10 protein-coding genes are annotated in these 16231 nt (G+C 75.6%); 8 read left to right on the top strand and 2 right to left on the bottom strand.

Annotated features, from left to right (window positions below; translation table 11 throughout):
- Window position 1 precedes the first annotated feature (1 nt).
- Window positions 2-565, bottom strand: coding sequence for a DUF4291 domain-containing protein (locus ACZ51D_RS15910; protein WP_465623057.1), 564 nt, complete (start codon window positions 563-565; stop codon window positions 2-4).
- A gap of 148 nt (window positions 566-713) precedes the next feature.
- On the bottom strand, window positions 714-1475 hold the full coding sequence (locus ACZ51D_RS15905; RefSeq protein ID WP_465623055.1) for a tyrosine-protein phosphatase: 762 nt from the start codon (window positions 1473-1475) through the stop codon (window positions 714-716).
- Between the two features lie 236 nt (window positions 1476-1711).
- Here ACZ51D_RS15905 and ACZ51D_RS15900 point away from each other — a divergent pair, with 236 nt between their 5' ends.
- The 8 genes from ACZ51D_RS15900 to ACZ51D_RS15865 all read left to right on the top strand — a co-directional run bounded on the left by ACZ51D_RS15900 (window position 1712) and on the right by ACZ51D_RS15865 (window position 16224).
- Window positions 1712-2542 carry a GntR family transcriptional regulator gene (locus ACZ51D_RS15900; RefSeq protein WP_465662581.1) on the top strand — a complete coding sequence of 277 codons (831 nt, stop codon included), beginning with the start codon at window positions 1712-1714 and terminating at the stop codon, window positions 2540-2542.
- A 123-nt stretch (window positions 2543-2665) separates the two neighbouring features.
- The gene (locus ACZ51D_RS15895) at window positions 2666-3781 is read left to right on the top strand and encodes a PucR family transcriptional regulator (protein WP_465623051.1); all 1116 of its coding nucleotides are present in this window, start codon (window positions 2666-2668) and stop codon (window positions 3779-3781) included.
- 215 nt (window positions 3782-3996) lie between these two features.
- Window positions 3997-4791 carry a hypothetical protein gene (locus ACZ51D_RS15890; RefSeq protein WP_465662579.1) on the top strand — a complete coding sequence of 265 codons (795 nt, stop codon included), beginning with the start codon at window positions 3997-3999 and terminating at the stop codon, window positions 4789-4791.
- A 97-nt stretch (window positions 4792-4888) separates the two neighbouring features.
- Window positions 4889-6907 carry a flotillin family protein gene (locus ACZ51D_RS15885; RefSeq protein WP_360503397.1) on the top strand — a complete coding sequence of 673 codons (2019 nt, stop codon included), beginning with the start codon at window positions 4889-4891 and terminating at the stop codon, window positions 6905-6907.
- A 99-nt stretch (window positions 6908-7006) separates the two neighbouring features.
- Entirely contained in the window at window positions 7007-11743 is a 4737-nt protein-coding gene (locus tag ACZ51D_RS15880; protein ID WP_465662577.1) for a DNA repair ATPase, read from the top strand.
- Window positions 11744-11833: 90 nt separating this feature from the next.
- Window positions 11834-12589 (top strand): ABC transporter ATP-binding protein, encoded by a 756-nt coding sequence (locus ACZ51D_RS15875; protein ID WP_465623046.1) that lies wholly within the window; start codon window positions 11834-11836, stop codon window positions 12587-12589.
- Window positions 12583-15159, top strand: a complete 2577-nt coding sequence (locus ACZ51D_RS15870) for an FtsX-like permease family protein (protein ID WP_465623045.1) — start codon at window positions 12583-12585, stop codon at window positions 15157-15159. Before ACZ51D_RS15875 ends, ACZ51D_RS15870 begins: the two co-directional genes overlap by 7 nt.
- 210 nt (window positions 15160-15369) lie before the next feature.
- Window positions 15370-16224 carry a methyltransferase domain-containing protein gene (locus ACZ51D_RS15865; protein ID WP_465623043.1) on the top strand — a complete coding sequence of 285 codons (855 nt, stop codon included), beginning with the start codon at window positions 15370-15372 and terminating at the stop codon, window positions 16222-16224.
- Window positions 16225-16231 lie beyond the last annotated feature (7 nt).

Below are 16231 nucleotides of genomic sequence, written 5' to 3'. Positions count from 1 at the left end.
ATCACCGGATGTCGAGACGCCGCGCGGTCGCGGCGGGCAGCGGGTACGGGCGCTCCGGCGGCAGCAGCCGCTGCGCCTTCGCCGCCTGCCCGCCCCGCACCAGCGCGGCGATCCGCTGTACCTGCGGGGTGAGGTCGGTGAGCCCGGCGACCCACTCCTCGGCGAAGGTCCGGACCAGTGACCGGCCGACGCCCACCTGGATGCTGTAGTGGTTCAGCGCCGCCCCGCGCAGCGTCCGCTCGGGATCCCACTGCACATGGACCTCCGCCCGGGCCACCTCGTCCGGGTGCGCCGTGGTCAGCACGGCGCGACCGAGCGCCTCCTCCCAGCCGGCCCGGGTGATCCGCACCGCCAGCACCCGGGTCTGCCCCGGCTTCTGCGCCCAGTTGCTGCGGTGCATCAGCCAGCGGAACGAGGGCTTGATCCAGGTCATCCGGCCGAAGCTGAACGGCGGCACGAACCGGCCCGCCGCCAGCGCGGCGTCCGCGACGGCGGGCGGGTAGGCCTGGTAGAGCACGACCGTCCGGTCGTCGTGGTCGGCGCGGATCTCGCGCAGCGCGGTCATCGCACACCCCCTGGTCTCCGTACCCCCGGCCGCCGGAAACCGTGGTCTCCGTACCCCCTGGCCCGGCACGCTGCCAGGCCGGGCGGGCCGGCGCAACGGGATTCCGCCGCGACCGCGGAACGGGGCCGGGCGCCGGCCGCCGGGCGGGTCAGGCCGTCGCCGCGCCGGCCTTGCCGCGGAAGGCGGCGAGGGTGGCGGCCGGGACGCCGCAGGTGGGGAGGAAGGAGGCGGCGCCGCCGTGGTGGGTGCGGACGCGGTCGAGGAAGACGGACATGGCCTCGGCCGGGGCTTCCAGGAGGGGCGCGGGGATGGTGAGGTGGCGGCCCTGGGAGTCGGTGACGCGGGAGGTGGAGCGGTCGTTGAGGGCCGTGCGGTGGCGTTCGGCGAGGCCGGCGAAGATCTGCGGGAGGGCGTCGGTGGTGCGGGCGTAGTCGGCGACGATGCGGTCGGCGGGGACGCCGAGGAGGTCGAGGAGGAGCGCGGTCAGCAGGCCGGTGCGGTCCTTGCCAGCCGCGCAGTGCAGCAGCACGGCGCCGGGACGGACGGTGGCCTCGACGGCGGCGGCGACCGCCCCGGGGGCGGACTCGGCCAGCAGCACGTAGAAGTCGCCGAGGTCGGCGGGCGTGACCATGGTGCTCATCCGCGCGGTGAGCGCGTCGGTGGCGGGGTTCACCGGGGCCGCGACGACGGCTATCCCGGCGGCCTCGGCGGCGGCCCAGTCGGCGGGGTCGGTCTCGCGCGGGTCGCGTAGGTCCACGATGGTGCGGATGTCGCAGGCGCGCAGCTGGGCGACGGTGGCCTCGTCGGCGGCCGGGAACGGCTGGGCGGAGCGGTACAGCACGCCGGGGCGGACCCGACGGCCCTCGGGGTCGCCGAGGACGGCGGCGTCGCGGAAGTTGACCAGGGACATGCGGGAGGCCTTTCGGTGGAGCCGCGCTCGGGAGGGGTGGGACGTCCAGGCGAACATCCAGACGTCTAGATGTCTAATTAGCCCCTCCGGGGGTCGCCGGGCAAGCGGCGGCCGACGGGCGCTCCCTCCATCCCACTCCCGTCCGAGGGCCGGGGCGAGCCGAGCGGGGCGAGCCGAGCGGGGCGAGCCGAGCGGGGCGAGCCGAGCGGGGCGGCGGGCTTCGTAGGATCGAGCATGTGGCAACGAACCCTCCGAACCCTCCTGGCACCCCGAGCACCCCGAGCACCCCGCTGTACCGCCGCCTGGCGCGCCGGCTCCAGGAGCGCATCGACGCCGGCGCGTACCCGGCGGGCGCCCGGCTGCCGAGCGAGCTGGAGCTGAGCGCCGAGTTCGGTGTGAACCGGCTGACCGTGCGGCAGGCGGTGGCGGAGCTGGAGCGGGCGGCCGTGGTGGAGATCCGCCGGGGCGTGGGCACCTTCGTCCGCCCGCCCGCCGTCCGCGTGTCGATCGCCGTCGACCCGCGCAGCCAGCGCTTCGACCTCGGCAGCGTGCACGCCGCACTGCCCTACGGCGGCCCGGACGGTTCGGACGGTTCGGGCGGCGGTCGGGGCGACGGCGGTCGGGGCGACGGCGAGTTCGTCGTCGCCGCACCGCCCGTGACCGGCTCGGCGGACGACGCGGAAGCGGCCCGCCAGCTGGGCCGTGAGCTCCGGGAGCTGTCCCGGGTGGACTCGGTGATCCGGCTGGGCGGGCGGGCCCGGGCGGCCTGCAGCTACTGGGTGCCGTTCGGCCCGCTGCCCGCCGAGCTCGTCCGGCCGGGCCGTCCCGGGAACCTGGTGCTGGATCTGGCGCGGGCCGCCGGGGTGGAGCTGGAGTACGACTGGCGGGCGTTCGGCGCGGTCGGCGCGGATCTCGCGGACGCCGAGCTGCTGGGCGTCCCGCCGGGCACCGCGCTGCTGGTCCGCGAGGGGGTCAGCTGCACGCCGGACGGCGCACCGACGCTGTACGTGCGGCGGCGGATCGACGGCAGCAGCGCGCGGTTCGTCCTGCACTTCCGCGACCGGTAGCGCCCGGGCTCCGCGACCGGTGGCGCCGGGTGTCCGGGACCGGTCGCGCCGGTCCCGGGCCGTATCGATCCTGCTAATGTTCAGCGCCGAAATACCAGGTCGTACGGGGGATGGCAGGACACGGTGACCGAGGGGATCGAGCACGACATACCCACCGAGCTGGCCGAGGCGTACCTCGACCTGCTCGCCGACGTCTCCCGCACCGGCCGGCTGCTGCGCCGCGACGAGCTGGAGGGTCTGCGCAAGCTCGGCGAGCACTGCGCGGAGGCCGGGTACGGGCTGCGCGAGGTGGTGGCGCACTGTCTGGCGGCGGCCCGCCGGGCCTGGCAGACGCTGCCCGGGACGACCGCCGCGAGCAGCGTCAACGAGCTGCGCCGGATGGGCGACGCCGTCCTCGCCGCCACCGACACCGCACTGGCGGCACTCGGCGAGGGGCACGAGCGCGCGCAGCGCCTGGCGGTCCGTCAGGAGGAGGCGGCCAGGCGGGAGTTCATCGACGACCTGCTGTTCGGCCGCAGCGACCTCGGTCTGCTCGCCGAGCGCGCGGAGCGGTTCGGGCTGCGGCTGGCGGGCGCGTACACGGTGGCGGTCGCGGTGGGCGACGAGGCGTTCGCGGACGTGCATCCGCTGGTGCACCGGGTGGAGCGGGAGCTGGCCGGGCGGTTCGGCGAGCGGGACGTGCTGCTGGCCAGCAAGGACGGCCGGCTGGTCTGCATCGCCCCGGACTCCGAGCGGGCGGTGCTGGAGGCCTTCGCCGACCTGACGCTGCGCCCCGGCTCGGGGTACCGCCCGGTGCTGCGGGTGGCCACCGGCCGCCGGCACTCGGGGCCGAGCGGGGTGCTGCGCAGTTACGAGGAGGCACTGGACGCGCTGGACTACGCGCAGCGCCTGCGGCTGCCGGCCCAGCAACTGAAGGCGGAGGAGTTGCTGGTCTTCCCGGTGCTGATGCGCGACCGGGCGGCCATGGCGGACCTGGTGCGCAGCGTGCTCGGCCCGCTGAGCGAGGCGCGCGGCGGCGCCCGTCCACTGCTGGACACCATCGCGGTGCAGGCGGAGGCCGCGTACGTGAACGCGGAGGCGGCGCGCCGGCTGGGGCTGAGCGTGCGCACGCTGGGCTACCGGCTGGAGCGGATCAGGGCGCTCACGGGGTACGACCCGTCGGACGCGCTGCAGCGCTTCACGCTGGAGACGGCGGCGATGGGCGCGCGGCTGCTGAACTGGCCGGAGCAGCCCCTCTAGCCCCGTCGCCGCAAACCGGCGGGAGCCCGTTACGACAGCCCGGCAACCATCCTGTTGCCGGGCTGTTGCAGTGTCACGTGGGTCGCGCGTACCAGGGTGTCAAAGAGCCGTAAAGATTGCCGGATCCTGGCAATGTGCGGCGGGCGCCCCCACTGCCATGATCTCCCCGGCGCCGAAGCGCGGTGCCGTGGGGAGGGCGGGGGAGCGTGGCCGGGATGGGGGGATTCTTCGCGGCCGCGCTGGCCTTTCCGACCGCGCTGTTCAGCTTCGCGCTGGTGGTGGTCGTCGGGTACTGGCTGCTGATGCTGCTCGGCGGACTGGGGTTCGGCGCCGTGCACGGGGGGCACGGCGGCGGGCACCACCTGGAAGCCGGGCACGCCGGCCATGTCGGGCACGGCGGTCATGTGGGTCACGTCGGGCGCGGTGCCGGGGGGCACGGTGCCGGGGGGCACGTGGCGCACGGGACGCCCGGCGGGCACGGCACCGGCGGCCACGACGTGGCCGACGGGGGGAACGGGGGCAAGGGCGCCCGCACGGGGGCCGACCACCACGGGGGCGTGCTGGACGCGCTGGGGCTGGGCGGGGTGCCCGTGACGGTGGCGGTGTCGCTGCTGGTCGCGCTCGCCTGGTTCGTCAGCCTGGCCGGCACCGTGCTCACCTCGGGGGCGCCGGCGCGCGGCGGAGTGTTCGCCGTCGCGCTGGTCGCCTCCTGGGCGGGCACCCGGGTGCTCGTCAAGCCGCTGAGGCGGCTCTTCCCGCAGGACCGGCCGACCACCCGGGGGGACTTCGTCGGCCGGGTCTGCGTGATCCGGACCGGCCGGGTGACGGCCGACTTCGGGCAGGCCAAGGTCACCGCCGAGGACGGCTCCACCGCGACCGTCCAGGTCCGCACGGCCACCCCGGAGCCCGGGCTGACGGTCGGGCGGACCGCCCTGATCTTCGACTACGACGCCGAGGGCGAGCACTTCCTGGTGGCGCCCTTCGACCCGTCGCCGCCGGGCCTCACCTGAGACCCCGCACCCGGGGCCTCACAGCTGACGCCCCGCCACTCCACTTCCATCGCTTTCCTCTTCGCACCAACTCGCCATCTCGTCAAAGGACTCCGTGATGGACACCATCGCCGTGGGTTTCGGCGTGCTCGTCGCCGTCGTGCTGCTCATCGTGCTCGCCATGCTGCTGTTCGTGGGCCGCCTGTTCCAGAAGGTCGAGCAGGGCAAGGCCCTGATCGTCTCCCGGACGAAGAAGGTGGACGTCACCTTCACCGGCGCGATCGTCCTGCCGGTCCTGCACAAGGCCGAGCTGATGGACATCACCGCGAAGACGGTGGAGATCCACCGGGCCGGCCGGGACGGACTGATCTGCCGCGACAACATCCGCGCGGACATCCGGATCTCCTTCTTCGTCCGGGTGAACAAGACCGTCGAGGACGTCGTCAAGGTGGCGCAGTCGATCGGCACCGTCCGGGCCAGCGACCCGCAGGCGATCCAGGACTTCTTCGCCGCGAAGTTCGCCGAGGCGCTCAAGACCGTCGGCAAGCAGCTGGACTTCACCGACCTGTACACCCACCGGCACGAGTTCCGGGACCAGATCATCGCGGTCATCGGCACCGACCTCAACGGCTACACGCTCGAGGACGCGGCCATCGACCACCTCGAACAGACTCCGATGAGCCAGCTGGACGGCGACAACATCCTGGACGCCCAGGGCATCCGCAAGATCACCGAGCTGACCGCGATCGAGCACGTGCGCACCAACGAGTACCAGCGCACCGAGGAGAAGGAGATCACCCGGCAGAACGTGGACGCCCGGGAGACCGTCCTGGAGCTCGAGCGCCGCCAGGCCGACGCCGAGATCCGCCAGCGCCGCGAGATCGAGACCCTGCGGGCCAAGGAGGACGCGGTGATCGCCCGGGTGCAGGAGGAGGAGCGGCTCAACGCGCAGACCGCCTTCCTGCGCACCGAGGAGGTGCTCGGGGTGCAGCGGGAGAACCAGGCCCGTGAGGTCGCGGTGGCGCAGAAGAACCGCGAGCGGGTGATCGCGGTGGAGAACGAGCGGATCGAGAAGGACCGCCTGCTGGAGGTCGTCGGCCGCGAGCGGGAGACCGAACTCGCCACGATCGCCAAGGTGAAGGAGGTCGAGTCGGCCAAGCGGGACGTCGCCGACGTGGTCCGCGAGCGGGTCGCGGTGGACCGGACCGTCGCCGAGCAGGAGGAGGCCGTCAAGACGCTGCGCGCCGTCGAGGAGGCCGAGCGCGTCCGCAAGGCCGTCGTCATCCAGGCCGAGGCGGAGGCGCAGGAGAAGCTCGTCAAGGACATCAAGGCCGCCGAGGCCGCCGAGCAGGCCGCCGCACACAAGGCCCGCGAGGCGCTGGTGCTGGCCGAGGCCCGGCAGCGGGCCGCCGAGCTGGACGCGGCCGCCAAGATCCGGATGGCCGAGGGCGTCCGGGCGGAGGCCGCCGCCGAGGGCCTGGCCCGCGTCCAGGTGCGGGAGCAGGAGGCCGCGGCGGTGGAGAAGGTGGGTCGCGCCGAGGCCGTCGTCCAGACGGAGAAGGCCAAGGCCGCCGCGCTGGAGGTCGGTGCCAAGCTGAAGGCCGAGGCCGAGGGCCTGACCGAGAAGGCCGCGGCGATGGCCAAGCTGGACGAGGCCTCGCGCGGGCACGAGGAGTACCGGCTGCGGCTGGCCGCCGAGAAGGACGTCCGGCTGGCCGGGCTGGACACGCAGCGGCAGATCGCCGAGGCGCAGGCCGCGCTGGTCGCCGCCGGGCTGGAGAAGGCCAAGATCGACATCGTCGGCGGGGACTCGGTCTTCTTCGACAAGCTGGTGCAGTCGGTGACGGCCGGCAAGAGCGTGGACGCCTTCGTCGGCCACTCGCAGACCGCCCAGGCCCTGGCCGGCCCCTGGCTGGACGGACGGGCCAGCTTCACCGAGGACCTCACCCGGGTGCTGTCCTCCGTCTCCACGGCCGACGTGCAGAACCTGACGGTGTCCGCGCTGCTGATGAACCTGATCGGCTCGGGGGCCGGCGAGCAGTCCGGACAGCTGCGCCAACTGCTGGAGTCGGCGCGGAAGCTGGGCGTCGCCGAGACCCCGATCGGGGCGCTGGCCTCGATGAACGGCTCCAGGTAGCCACCCGGCAGTCCGTCGTCACCCGGCGGTCGGACCCACCCGGCGGTCGGACCCGCCCAGCAGTCAGCAGTCACCCACTGAGCACCCGAGGAACTGACCGTGGACGTCCTCGACGCCCGGCTCGACGCCGGCACCTACGAGGTCCTGCGCGACCGGCTCGCCCGGTCCGCCGCCGAACTCGCCGACCGAGCCCGGGCGTTGAACGCCCGCCGGGTCGAGGAGTTCGGCGGCGGGGAGCTGCGGCTGGCCGGCACCGGGCGGCTCACCACCGCCCGGGCCTGCCTCCCGCAGGACCTCACCGCCGTCGGCGGGCTGCTGCTGCTCGGCACCCGCCCGACCGACGCCGAGGACGGCGCCGAGGACTTCGCCGACGTCCTCGGCCTCCACGGCCCCGACCTCTCCGCCGCCCCCGCCGGGGGCAGCCTGCTGGACGACCCCCGGCTGCGCCAGGACCTCACCGACCTGCGGCGCTACTTCCGCGACGCCCGCCTGGAGCGGCTGCGCCCGGTGGAGGGCCGGCTGCTCGCCGTCTTCCGCACCGGCCCGGCCGCCACCGACGTCCGGGTGCTGCGCTGGCGCCTCGACGACAGCGCCGACGACGCCCTGCCCGCCTACCTGGACGGGCGCGGCGAGCGCGACCACACCCCCGCCGACGGGCAGCAGCTCGCCTGGACCGCGCTGACCCGCGACGACCAGCTGCCGGCCGGCCCCGGCCGCCCGCCCCGCGCCGACCTGGCCGGCGAACTCCACCTCGGCGTCGACGGCGGCCGGCTGACCCTCGCCACCCCGGACGGCCGCGAGCTGCACCGCGAACCGCTGGCCGAGGCCCTGCAGACCCTCGCCGACGCCCAGATCGGCCACGCCCGGCTCGGCACCCTGCTGCTGGTGCGCGTGCGCCCGTACCAGGAGGAGACCGTCCGGCACCTGGTGGTGCACCTGCCCACCGGCAAGGTCACCCGGATCGACGCGCTCGGCCAGGCCTGCCTGCGGCTGCCCGCCGACCAGGGCGTGGCCTTCCCCGGCGGCTGCCACCTGGTGGACGGCACCGTGCGCACCTTCGACCAGCCGGTGGCCGGCCTGGCGTACGAGCGCACCGTCGTCTCGCCCAACGGCGAGGACGTGCTGTACGAGTTCCGCTCCCCCGCCGACGGCCGCGCCCTGCTGCAGCCCTACAACAGCGTCCGCCAGGAGGCCGCCGCCCCGCTGCCCTGCCAGGGCTACGCGCTGCTCGCCGACGGCACCCTGATCGCCCTGCGCCCGGCCGAGGACGGACCCACCCGGCTGCACCCCGTCCAGCTCTGGCAGACCCCGTTCACCAGCGAGCGTTTCGCCGCGCAACAACCCCCCGGCAGCGGGCCGCTGGCCCGGATCGGCAACGCCGACCTGGTCCGCGGCCTGGCCGACTGCCTCGCGCTCGCCCGGCTCGCCGCGGCCGGCGCCGACACCCCGGCCGGCCACCGGGCCGTCCTCGCCGCCTGCACCCGCACCGCCGACCGGCACCACTGGCTCGGCCAGAGCGGCCTCGGCGACCTCGCCGCGCCGCTCGCCGAGATCCGCGACACCGCCCGGCAGGTCATCGCCGAGTACGACGCGATCGCCCAGCTCACCGCGCACGCCGCCCGGCAGACCGACGAGGCGGCCGAGCACGTCGAGGGCCTGCTGCGCACCGCCCGCGGCGAGACCCTCGCCGACGCCGCCGAATGGGTCGACCGGCTCGCCGGGTTGCGCCGCGCCCAGGGCCGGGTCGAGGCACTGCGCGACCTGCCGCGGGCGGACCCGGAGCGGATCGACACGCTCGCCGCGCACCTCGCCGAGGGCCTGGCCGAGGCCGCCGACCGCGCCGTCGTCCAGCTCGCCGAACCCTCGGCCTTCGAACCGCACCGGCAGCGGGCCACCGAACTGGCCGAGCAGTGCGCCGCCATCGCCACCGCCGCCGAGGCCGAGCCGCTGGGCCTCGAACTGAGCACCCAGAGCGAGGCGCTGCAGACCGTCTCCGAGCTGGTCGGCACCCTCGACCTGGCCGACGCCACCACCCGCACCGCGATCCTGGACCGGCTCGCCGACGTCCTCGGACTGCTCAACCGGGCCCGGACCGCGCTCACCGTGCGCCGCCGGGAGCTGCGCACCCACGAGGCCGCCGCCGAGTTCGCCGCCGAGACCGCCCTGCTCGCCCAGGCCACCACCGCCGCGCTCGCCGCCGCCGACACCCCCGAGGCCTGCGACGACCGGCTCGGCCGGCTCCTGCTGCGGATCGAGCAGCTCGAGACCCGCTTCGCCGACGCCGACCCGGCCCTCGGCGAGCAGCTCACCGGCCGGCGCACCGAGATCCACGACGCGCTCACCGCCCGCCGCCAGCACCTGCTGGAGGAGCGGGCCCGCCGCGCCGACCGGCTCGCCGCCTCCGCCGAACGCATCCTCGACACCCTGCACCGGCGCCTGGCCGCTCTGGACACCGCCGCCGAGATCGACGCCGCGCTCGCCGCCGACCCGACGGCCGTCAAACTCCGCGACCTGGCCGGCCAGTTGACCACTCTCGGCGACCGGGTCCGGGCCGAGGAACTGACCGGACGGCTGCGCGCCGCCCGGGGCCGCGCCCAGCGCGCCCTGCGCGACCGCGCCGAACTCGCCGGGGACGGCCCCGGCACCCTGCGGCTGGGCCGGCACCTGTTCGCCGTCACCACCCAGCGGCCCGAACTCGCCCTCGTGCCCTGGCGCGGCCGCCCCGCCTTCACCCTCACCGGCACCGACTACCGCTCCCCCGTCACCGACCCGGCCTTCGCCGCCACCGAACGCTACTGGGACCGCCCGCTGCCCTCGGAGACCCCGCAGCTGTACCGCGCCGAGTACCTCGCCGCGAGCCTGCTGCCGGCCGCCGAATCGGGCTCGCTCGCCGACTCGCTCGCTGCGGACGCGGACCTGCTGGAGTACGTCCGGCGGGCCGCCGAGCAGCGGCCGGACGAGGGCTACCAGCGCGGCGTGCACGACCACGACGCGGCGCTGCTGCTCCGCGCCCTGCTCGAACTCGGCGCCGACGCCGGACTGTTGCGGCACCCGGCGGGCGCCCGGGCCGCCGCGCAGCTGTACTGGGCGTACGGCGCGGACGAGCGGCAGCGGCTGCTCTGGCACACCCGGGCCCGCTCGCTCGGCCTCGCCCGGCAGGCCTTCGGCGGCGTGCCCGCGCTGGACGCGCTGGCCGCCGAACTCTCCGCCGCCGTCGCCAGGTTCACCCACGGAGCGGACACCCCCGGCGCGGCCGCCGCCGGACCGTACCTGGTGGCCGAACTCGCCGCCGACTCACCCACGTTCGTCTACTCGGCGGGCGCGGCCGCGCTGCTCGACAAGTTCCGCGCCGCCCCCGAGTCGGCCGGCCTCACCGAGGCGCTGGCCGCACTGCCCGACGAGCCCGGGCTGCTGCCCGTACGGCGCCAGCTCGCCGCGGCCTGGCTGGAGGCGGGCGCCGCCGACGCCGACCCGGCCGACCTCGCCGAGGCGGCGGCCGTGCTGCTCTGCCCGTCGCTGCCGCGCCGGCCGGTCGAGGGCGCGGTCGGCACCCGGCTGACCGGTCTGCTCGGCGACCACCCGCGGCTCGCGGGCGGCGCGCTCGACCTGCGGCTGGACGAACTGCTCGCCCAGGTCCGCGCGTTCGAGGAGGTCGAGGTGCCCGGCTACCGGGCCTACCAGAAGCTGCGCGGCGAGCTGCTGGCCGCCGAGCACGCCCGGCTGCGGCTCGACCAGTACCGGCCCGCCCCGCTCAACGGCTTCGTCCGCAACCGGCTGATCGACCAGGTGTACCTGCCGCTGATCGGCGACAACCTCGCCAAGCAGCTCGGCACGGCGCAGTCCGGCGGACCGGTCGACCGCAGCGGCCTGCTGCTGCTGGTCTCCCCGCCCGGCTACGGCAAGACCACCCTGGTCGAGTACCTCGCCGAGCGGCTCGGCCTGCTGCTGGTCTCCGTCAGCGGCCCCGCACTCGGCCACCGGGTCACCTCGCTGGACCCGGCCGAGGCCCCCGACGCCACCTCCCGGCGCGAGGTCGAGAAGCTCAACTTCGCCCTGCACGCGGGCGACAACGTGCTGCTCTACCTGGACGACGTCCAGCACACCTCGCCCGAGTTCCTGCAGCGCTTCATCCCGCTGTGCGACGCGCAGCGCCGGATCGACGGCGTCTGGGACGGAGAGGCCCGCGAGTGGGACCTGCGCGGCAAGCGCTTCGCCGTCGTGATGGCCGCCAACCCGTACACCGAGTCGGGCCGGCTCTTCCGGCTGCCCGACATGCTCGCCAACCGCGCCGACGTGTGGAACCTCGGCGACGCCGTCGCCGGGCGCGACGACCTCTTCGCGCTCAGCTTCGTCGAGAACGCCCTGCCCGCCAACCCCCACCTGGCCCCGCTCGCCACCGCCGAGCGCGCCGACCTGGACACCCTGCTCGCCCGCGCGGCGGGCGTCCCCGGCGGCACCCTGACCGGCGCCTGGCCCGCCGCCGAGGTCGAGCGGATGACCGCCGTCCTCGCCGGCCTGCTCCACCTGCGTACCACCGTCCTGGCCGTCAACCGCGCCTACCTGCACTCCGCCGCCCAGGACGACCGCACCCGCACCGAGCCCCCGTTCCTGCTCCAGGGCTCGTACCGCAACATGGCCAAGCTCGCCCAGCGCCTCGACCCCGCCCTCACCCGGCCCGAACTCGACACCCTCCTCGCCGACCACTACCGCGCCGAGGCCCAGCCGCTGGGCGCCGACGCGGAGGCGCAGTTGCTGAAGCTGGCGCAGCTGCGGGGGGTGCTGACGGAGGCGCAGGCGCAGCGCTGGGACGAGCTGAAGCGCGTCTGGCGGGGCTGACCGGCGTCCCCGGGGGTGTAGCCAGGTACACCCCCAGGACTGAACCCCTGACCATGGGAACCCACCGGTCGCGGGTGATGGAATGTGATCATGAACGTCACGGACTTTGCCGTCGAACTCCGATCGGTTCGCCGGACCTACCGGCGCGGGCCCGAGCCGGTCGTCGGCCTGGACGAGGTGAGTGTCGGGTTCCCCTTCGGCACCTTCACCGCCGTCATGGGCCCCTCCGGTTCCGGCAAGTCGACCCTGCTGCGCTCGGCCGCCGGGCTGGAGCCGGTCGACGGCGGCGAGGTGCGGGTCGACGGCACCGTCCTGGGCGGACTTCGGGACAAGCAGCTGACGGTGCTGCGCCGGGAGCGGATCGGCTTCGTCTTCCAGTCCTTCAACCTGATGCCCGCCCTGACCGCGGCGCAGAACGTGGCGCTCCCGGCCCGGCTGGCGGGCCGGCGCCCCGCGCCGTCCGAGGTGACCGCCGCGCTGGCCGAGGTCGGCCTCGCCGACCGGGCCGGGCACCGGCCGGGCGAGCTCTCCGGCGGCCAGCAGCAGCGCGTCGCCATCGCCCGGGCACTGCTCACCCGCCCGGCGGTGCTGCTGGCGGACGAGCCGACCGGCGCGCTGGACAGCCGCAGCGGCCGCGAGGTCCTCGCCCTGCTGCGCGGCGCGGCCGACGACCCCGGCCGGGCGGTGGTCATGGTCACCCACGACCCGGTCGCCGCCTCGTACGCGGACCGGGTGCTGTTCCTCCGGGACGGCCGGCTGGCCGGCACGCTGGAGCGGCCCACGGCCGAGCAGATCGCCGCCCGGATGACCACGCTGGAGACGGCGCTGGAGGCCGTGGCGTGCTGAGCCTCGCCCTCGCCACCGTCCGGCTCCGCTGGGCCTCGTTCGTCGGCAGCTTCGTCGCCCTGGCCTGCGGTGTCGCCCTGATGGCCACGTCGATCCTGGTCATCGCCGCCACCTCCGGCGTCCCCGACCAGGGCCGCCGGCGCTTCTCCGACGCCCCGGTGCTGGTGACCGCCGACCTGAGCGTCGACTACGCCGCCGCCGGCGGCGAGACCGTGCCGACCCCGGTCGCCGTCCAGCCGGGCCTGTCGGCCGGGCTGATCGCCGCCGTGGCCGGGACCGGGCGCACCGTCGAGGACCGCACCTTCTACGCCCAGCTCGCGGACGGGCCGCGCACGGCGACCGGCCCGAGCGACCAGGTCGGACGGGCCTGGTCCGGCGCGGAGCTGGGCGGCTACCGGCTGGCCGCCGGTTCGGCGCCGTCCGCCGACGACGAGGTCGTCATCGGCGGGGGCCGCCCGGACCAGGTCGGTCAGCGCGTCCGGTTCGTCACCGCCGACGGCCCGCACACCGCGACGGTCTCCGGCGTGACGGAGGCCGAGCCGTTCGAGCAGGCCGTCTTCTTCACCGACGCGCAGGCCGCCCGGTTCTGCCCCGCCGTCGGCGTCCTGGCCGCCTTCGGCGACGCCGACGCGGTGCGCCGGGCGGTGGCCGCCGCCGGCGGCGAGAGCGTCGCCCGGGTGCTCACCGGCGCCGAGCGCCGCCAGGCTGACCCGCACTACGCCGAGGTCAGCAGCCGCTTGGAGGGCGTGCAGACCCCGCTCGGCCTCTCCGCCGCGGTCTCCGGCGGCACCGCCGTGTTCGTGGTGGCCGGCACCTTCGCGCTGTCGATCGCCCAGCGGCGCCGCGAGCTCGCGCTGCTGCGGCTGATCGGCGCCACCCGCCGCCAGCTGCGCACCCTGGTCAACCGGGAGGCCCTGGTGGTCGGCGTGCTGGCCTCCGCGGCCGGGTGCGCGCTCGGCGCGGCCGCGGCGGCGCCGGCCGGCCGCTGGCTGGTCGAGCGCGACCTGGTGCCGGCCGGTTTCACCGTGCCGGTCTCCTGGTGGGGGCTGCTCGTCGCGGCCCTGATCGGCCTGCTGATCGCGATCGGCGGTGTGCTGATCTCCTCGCTGAAGGCCGGTCTGATCAGCCCGGGCGAGGCGCTGGCGGAGGCGGACGTCGACCGGCCCTCGCGCGCCGCGCTGGCGTTCCGCTGGGGCGGCGGCCTGCTGGTGCTCGGCGGCGCCGTCGCGGCCGTCGCGATCACGGCCCGGAGCTGGCCCGACGCCGCGGCGAACGTCGCGGACTCGCTCGGCCTGCTGCTGGCGGTCGTGGCCGGCTGCGTGCTGCTGGCGGGGGTGCTGGCCGGGCCGGTGATCCGGCTGCTGACGGTGCTGCCCGGCCTCCCGGCCCGGCTGCGCGGGCGCCCCGTCGAGGAGGCAGGCGGCATCGCCTGGTCCACCGCCCGGCTGGGCGCGCTGACCGCCTTCCGGCGCACCGCCGCGACCGTCACCCCGGTGGTGCTGATCATCGCCTTCGCGGGCTGCCTGCTCGGCAGCGTGCGGACCATCGACCGCTCGCTGGTCACCGAGGTCCGCAACCAGCTGTCCGCCACCGACTACGTCGTCACGCCGGCCGGCACGCCCGGGCTGAACCGGGCCGTGGTGGACCGCGTCCGCGCCGTCCCCGGCGTGCAGGCCCTGGCGATCACCCCGACCTCGGTGATGGCGGACCGGGACGGCGAGTCCCTGGTCGCGTTCCGGGCCGCCGAGGCGGACCCGGCCGCGCTGGCAGCGGTCGACCGGCTGCCGGTCGTCGCGGGCTCGGTCGCCGATCTGGGCCCCGACTCGATCGTGCTCAGCCGCACCTGGCCCGGCTCGCCCCGGGTCGGACAGCGGGTCCCGGTCCGGCTGGCCGACGGCACCCCCAGGACCCTGCGGGTCGCCGCCGTCCTCGGCACCGGCGCCGAGACCACCCAGGCCTGGGTGACCGGGGCCAACGCCGTCACCACCGGCGTCGGCGGCCCGACCCTGCCGAGCCAGTTGCACCTGCGGCTGCTGCCCGGCGCCGACCCGCAGCAGACCGTCGCCGCCCTGCGGACCGCCGTCGACGGGCTGGGCGCCCGGCTCGCCACCCCGGAGGAGATCGGGGCGGCGAACGCCGACGGCGACGAGAAGGCCACCTGGAACGCCCTGCTGATGATCCTCGGCCTGGCGATCTGCTACGCGGCCGTCGCGCTGGCCAACTCGCTGGTGATGACGGTCACCGACCGCAAGCGGGAGCTGTCCCTGCTGCGCCTGGCGGGCGCCACCAAGGCCCAGGTGCTGCGCGCCGTCGCCGTCGAGACGCTGATCTGCGTGGCGGCGGGCACCGTGCTCGGCGCGCTCGGCACGGCCGTCAGCGTCGGCGGCTCCTGGGCCGCCCTGACCAACCTGGTCGGCCCGACCCCTGCGGTCGTGCCCTGGGGGGCGCTGGGCACGCTCGCCGGCTGCTGCGCGGCCATCGCCCTCACGGCGGCGGTGCTCCCGGCCGCGCTGGCGCTGCGGGGGCAGGACGGCCGGGACATCCTGAGCGGGGCCGGCGGGGCGGGCTGAGGCCTCGGGTCGCATCAGGGGGCATCCGGGGGCACCGTGGGCGGCTTCGGGGGCATCGGGGGTGGCTTCGGGCGCCTGCGGGAGGTGCTGTTCAGCTGATCACTCATGTCATTCAGTCACTCAAGTCCGATGACCGTACAACCCCTCCCGGCGGGGCAACCGCCCGTGGCGCCGCCGGGAGGAGGCCGGGCCCGCGGTTAGCGTGTCCACATGGGCGCTGAGCAACTCGATCTGGCCGGGCTGCGCCGGGTGTACGGACGGGCCGGCAGCCGGTGGTTCTACACCCGGGTGGCACGCAACGCCCGGCACTGGGGGTGGACGGAGCCGGGGCAGTCGAAGTGGCGGCTGTGGCGGGCACAACGGCAGCTCGAGGACGTGCTGGGACGCAAGCTGGCACTGCGGGCGGGGGCCCGGGTGCTGGACGCCGGGTGCGGGGCGGGCGTGGTGGCGCGGGCGATGGCGGCGCGGTTCGGGCTGACGGTGACCGGCGTCGACGTCCTGGACTTCCACCTCGCGCAGGCCCGCCGGCTCAGCACCCGCGCCGCGCTGGACGGACGGACCGCCTTCTCCTGGGGCGACTACCACCGACTCCCGTTCGGCGACGACGAGTTCGACGGCGCGTACTCGATGGAGACGCTCGTCCACTCCTACGATCCGCCCCGGGCCCTGGCCGAGTTCCACCGGGTGCTGCGCCCGGGCGGCCGGCTGGTCCTGCTCGGCCCGATGAGCACCGTCCCGCTGGACGAACTGGAGCCGCACGCACGGGCGTTGCTCGAACCGTACCTGGACGCGATGGCGATGACCGGCGCGAGGCTCTACCACGCCCGCAACCTGCCGCGGCTGCTCACCGAGGCCGGTTTCGAGGTCGAGGAGGCGCTGGACGCGACGCCGTACTACACGCCCACCTCGGAGGCGGTGTACGCGTACTTCCGGCTGCCGTGGGAGGTCCTGCGACGCTTCGGCGATCCGGCGAAGTGGCTCAACCTCCGTTCCACGGTGGAGATGTACGCCGTCCGCGAGTACGTCGCCTGGTACGTTCACACCGCCGTCAAGCCCTCGAGGTGACCTCCGT

The organism is Kitasatospora sp. NPDC033851 (assembly GCF_055576085.1).
This window is presented reverse-complemented; position numbering and strand designations above follow the sequence as displayed.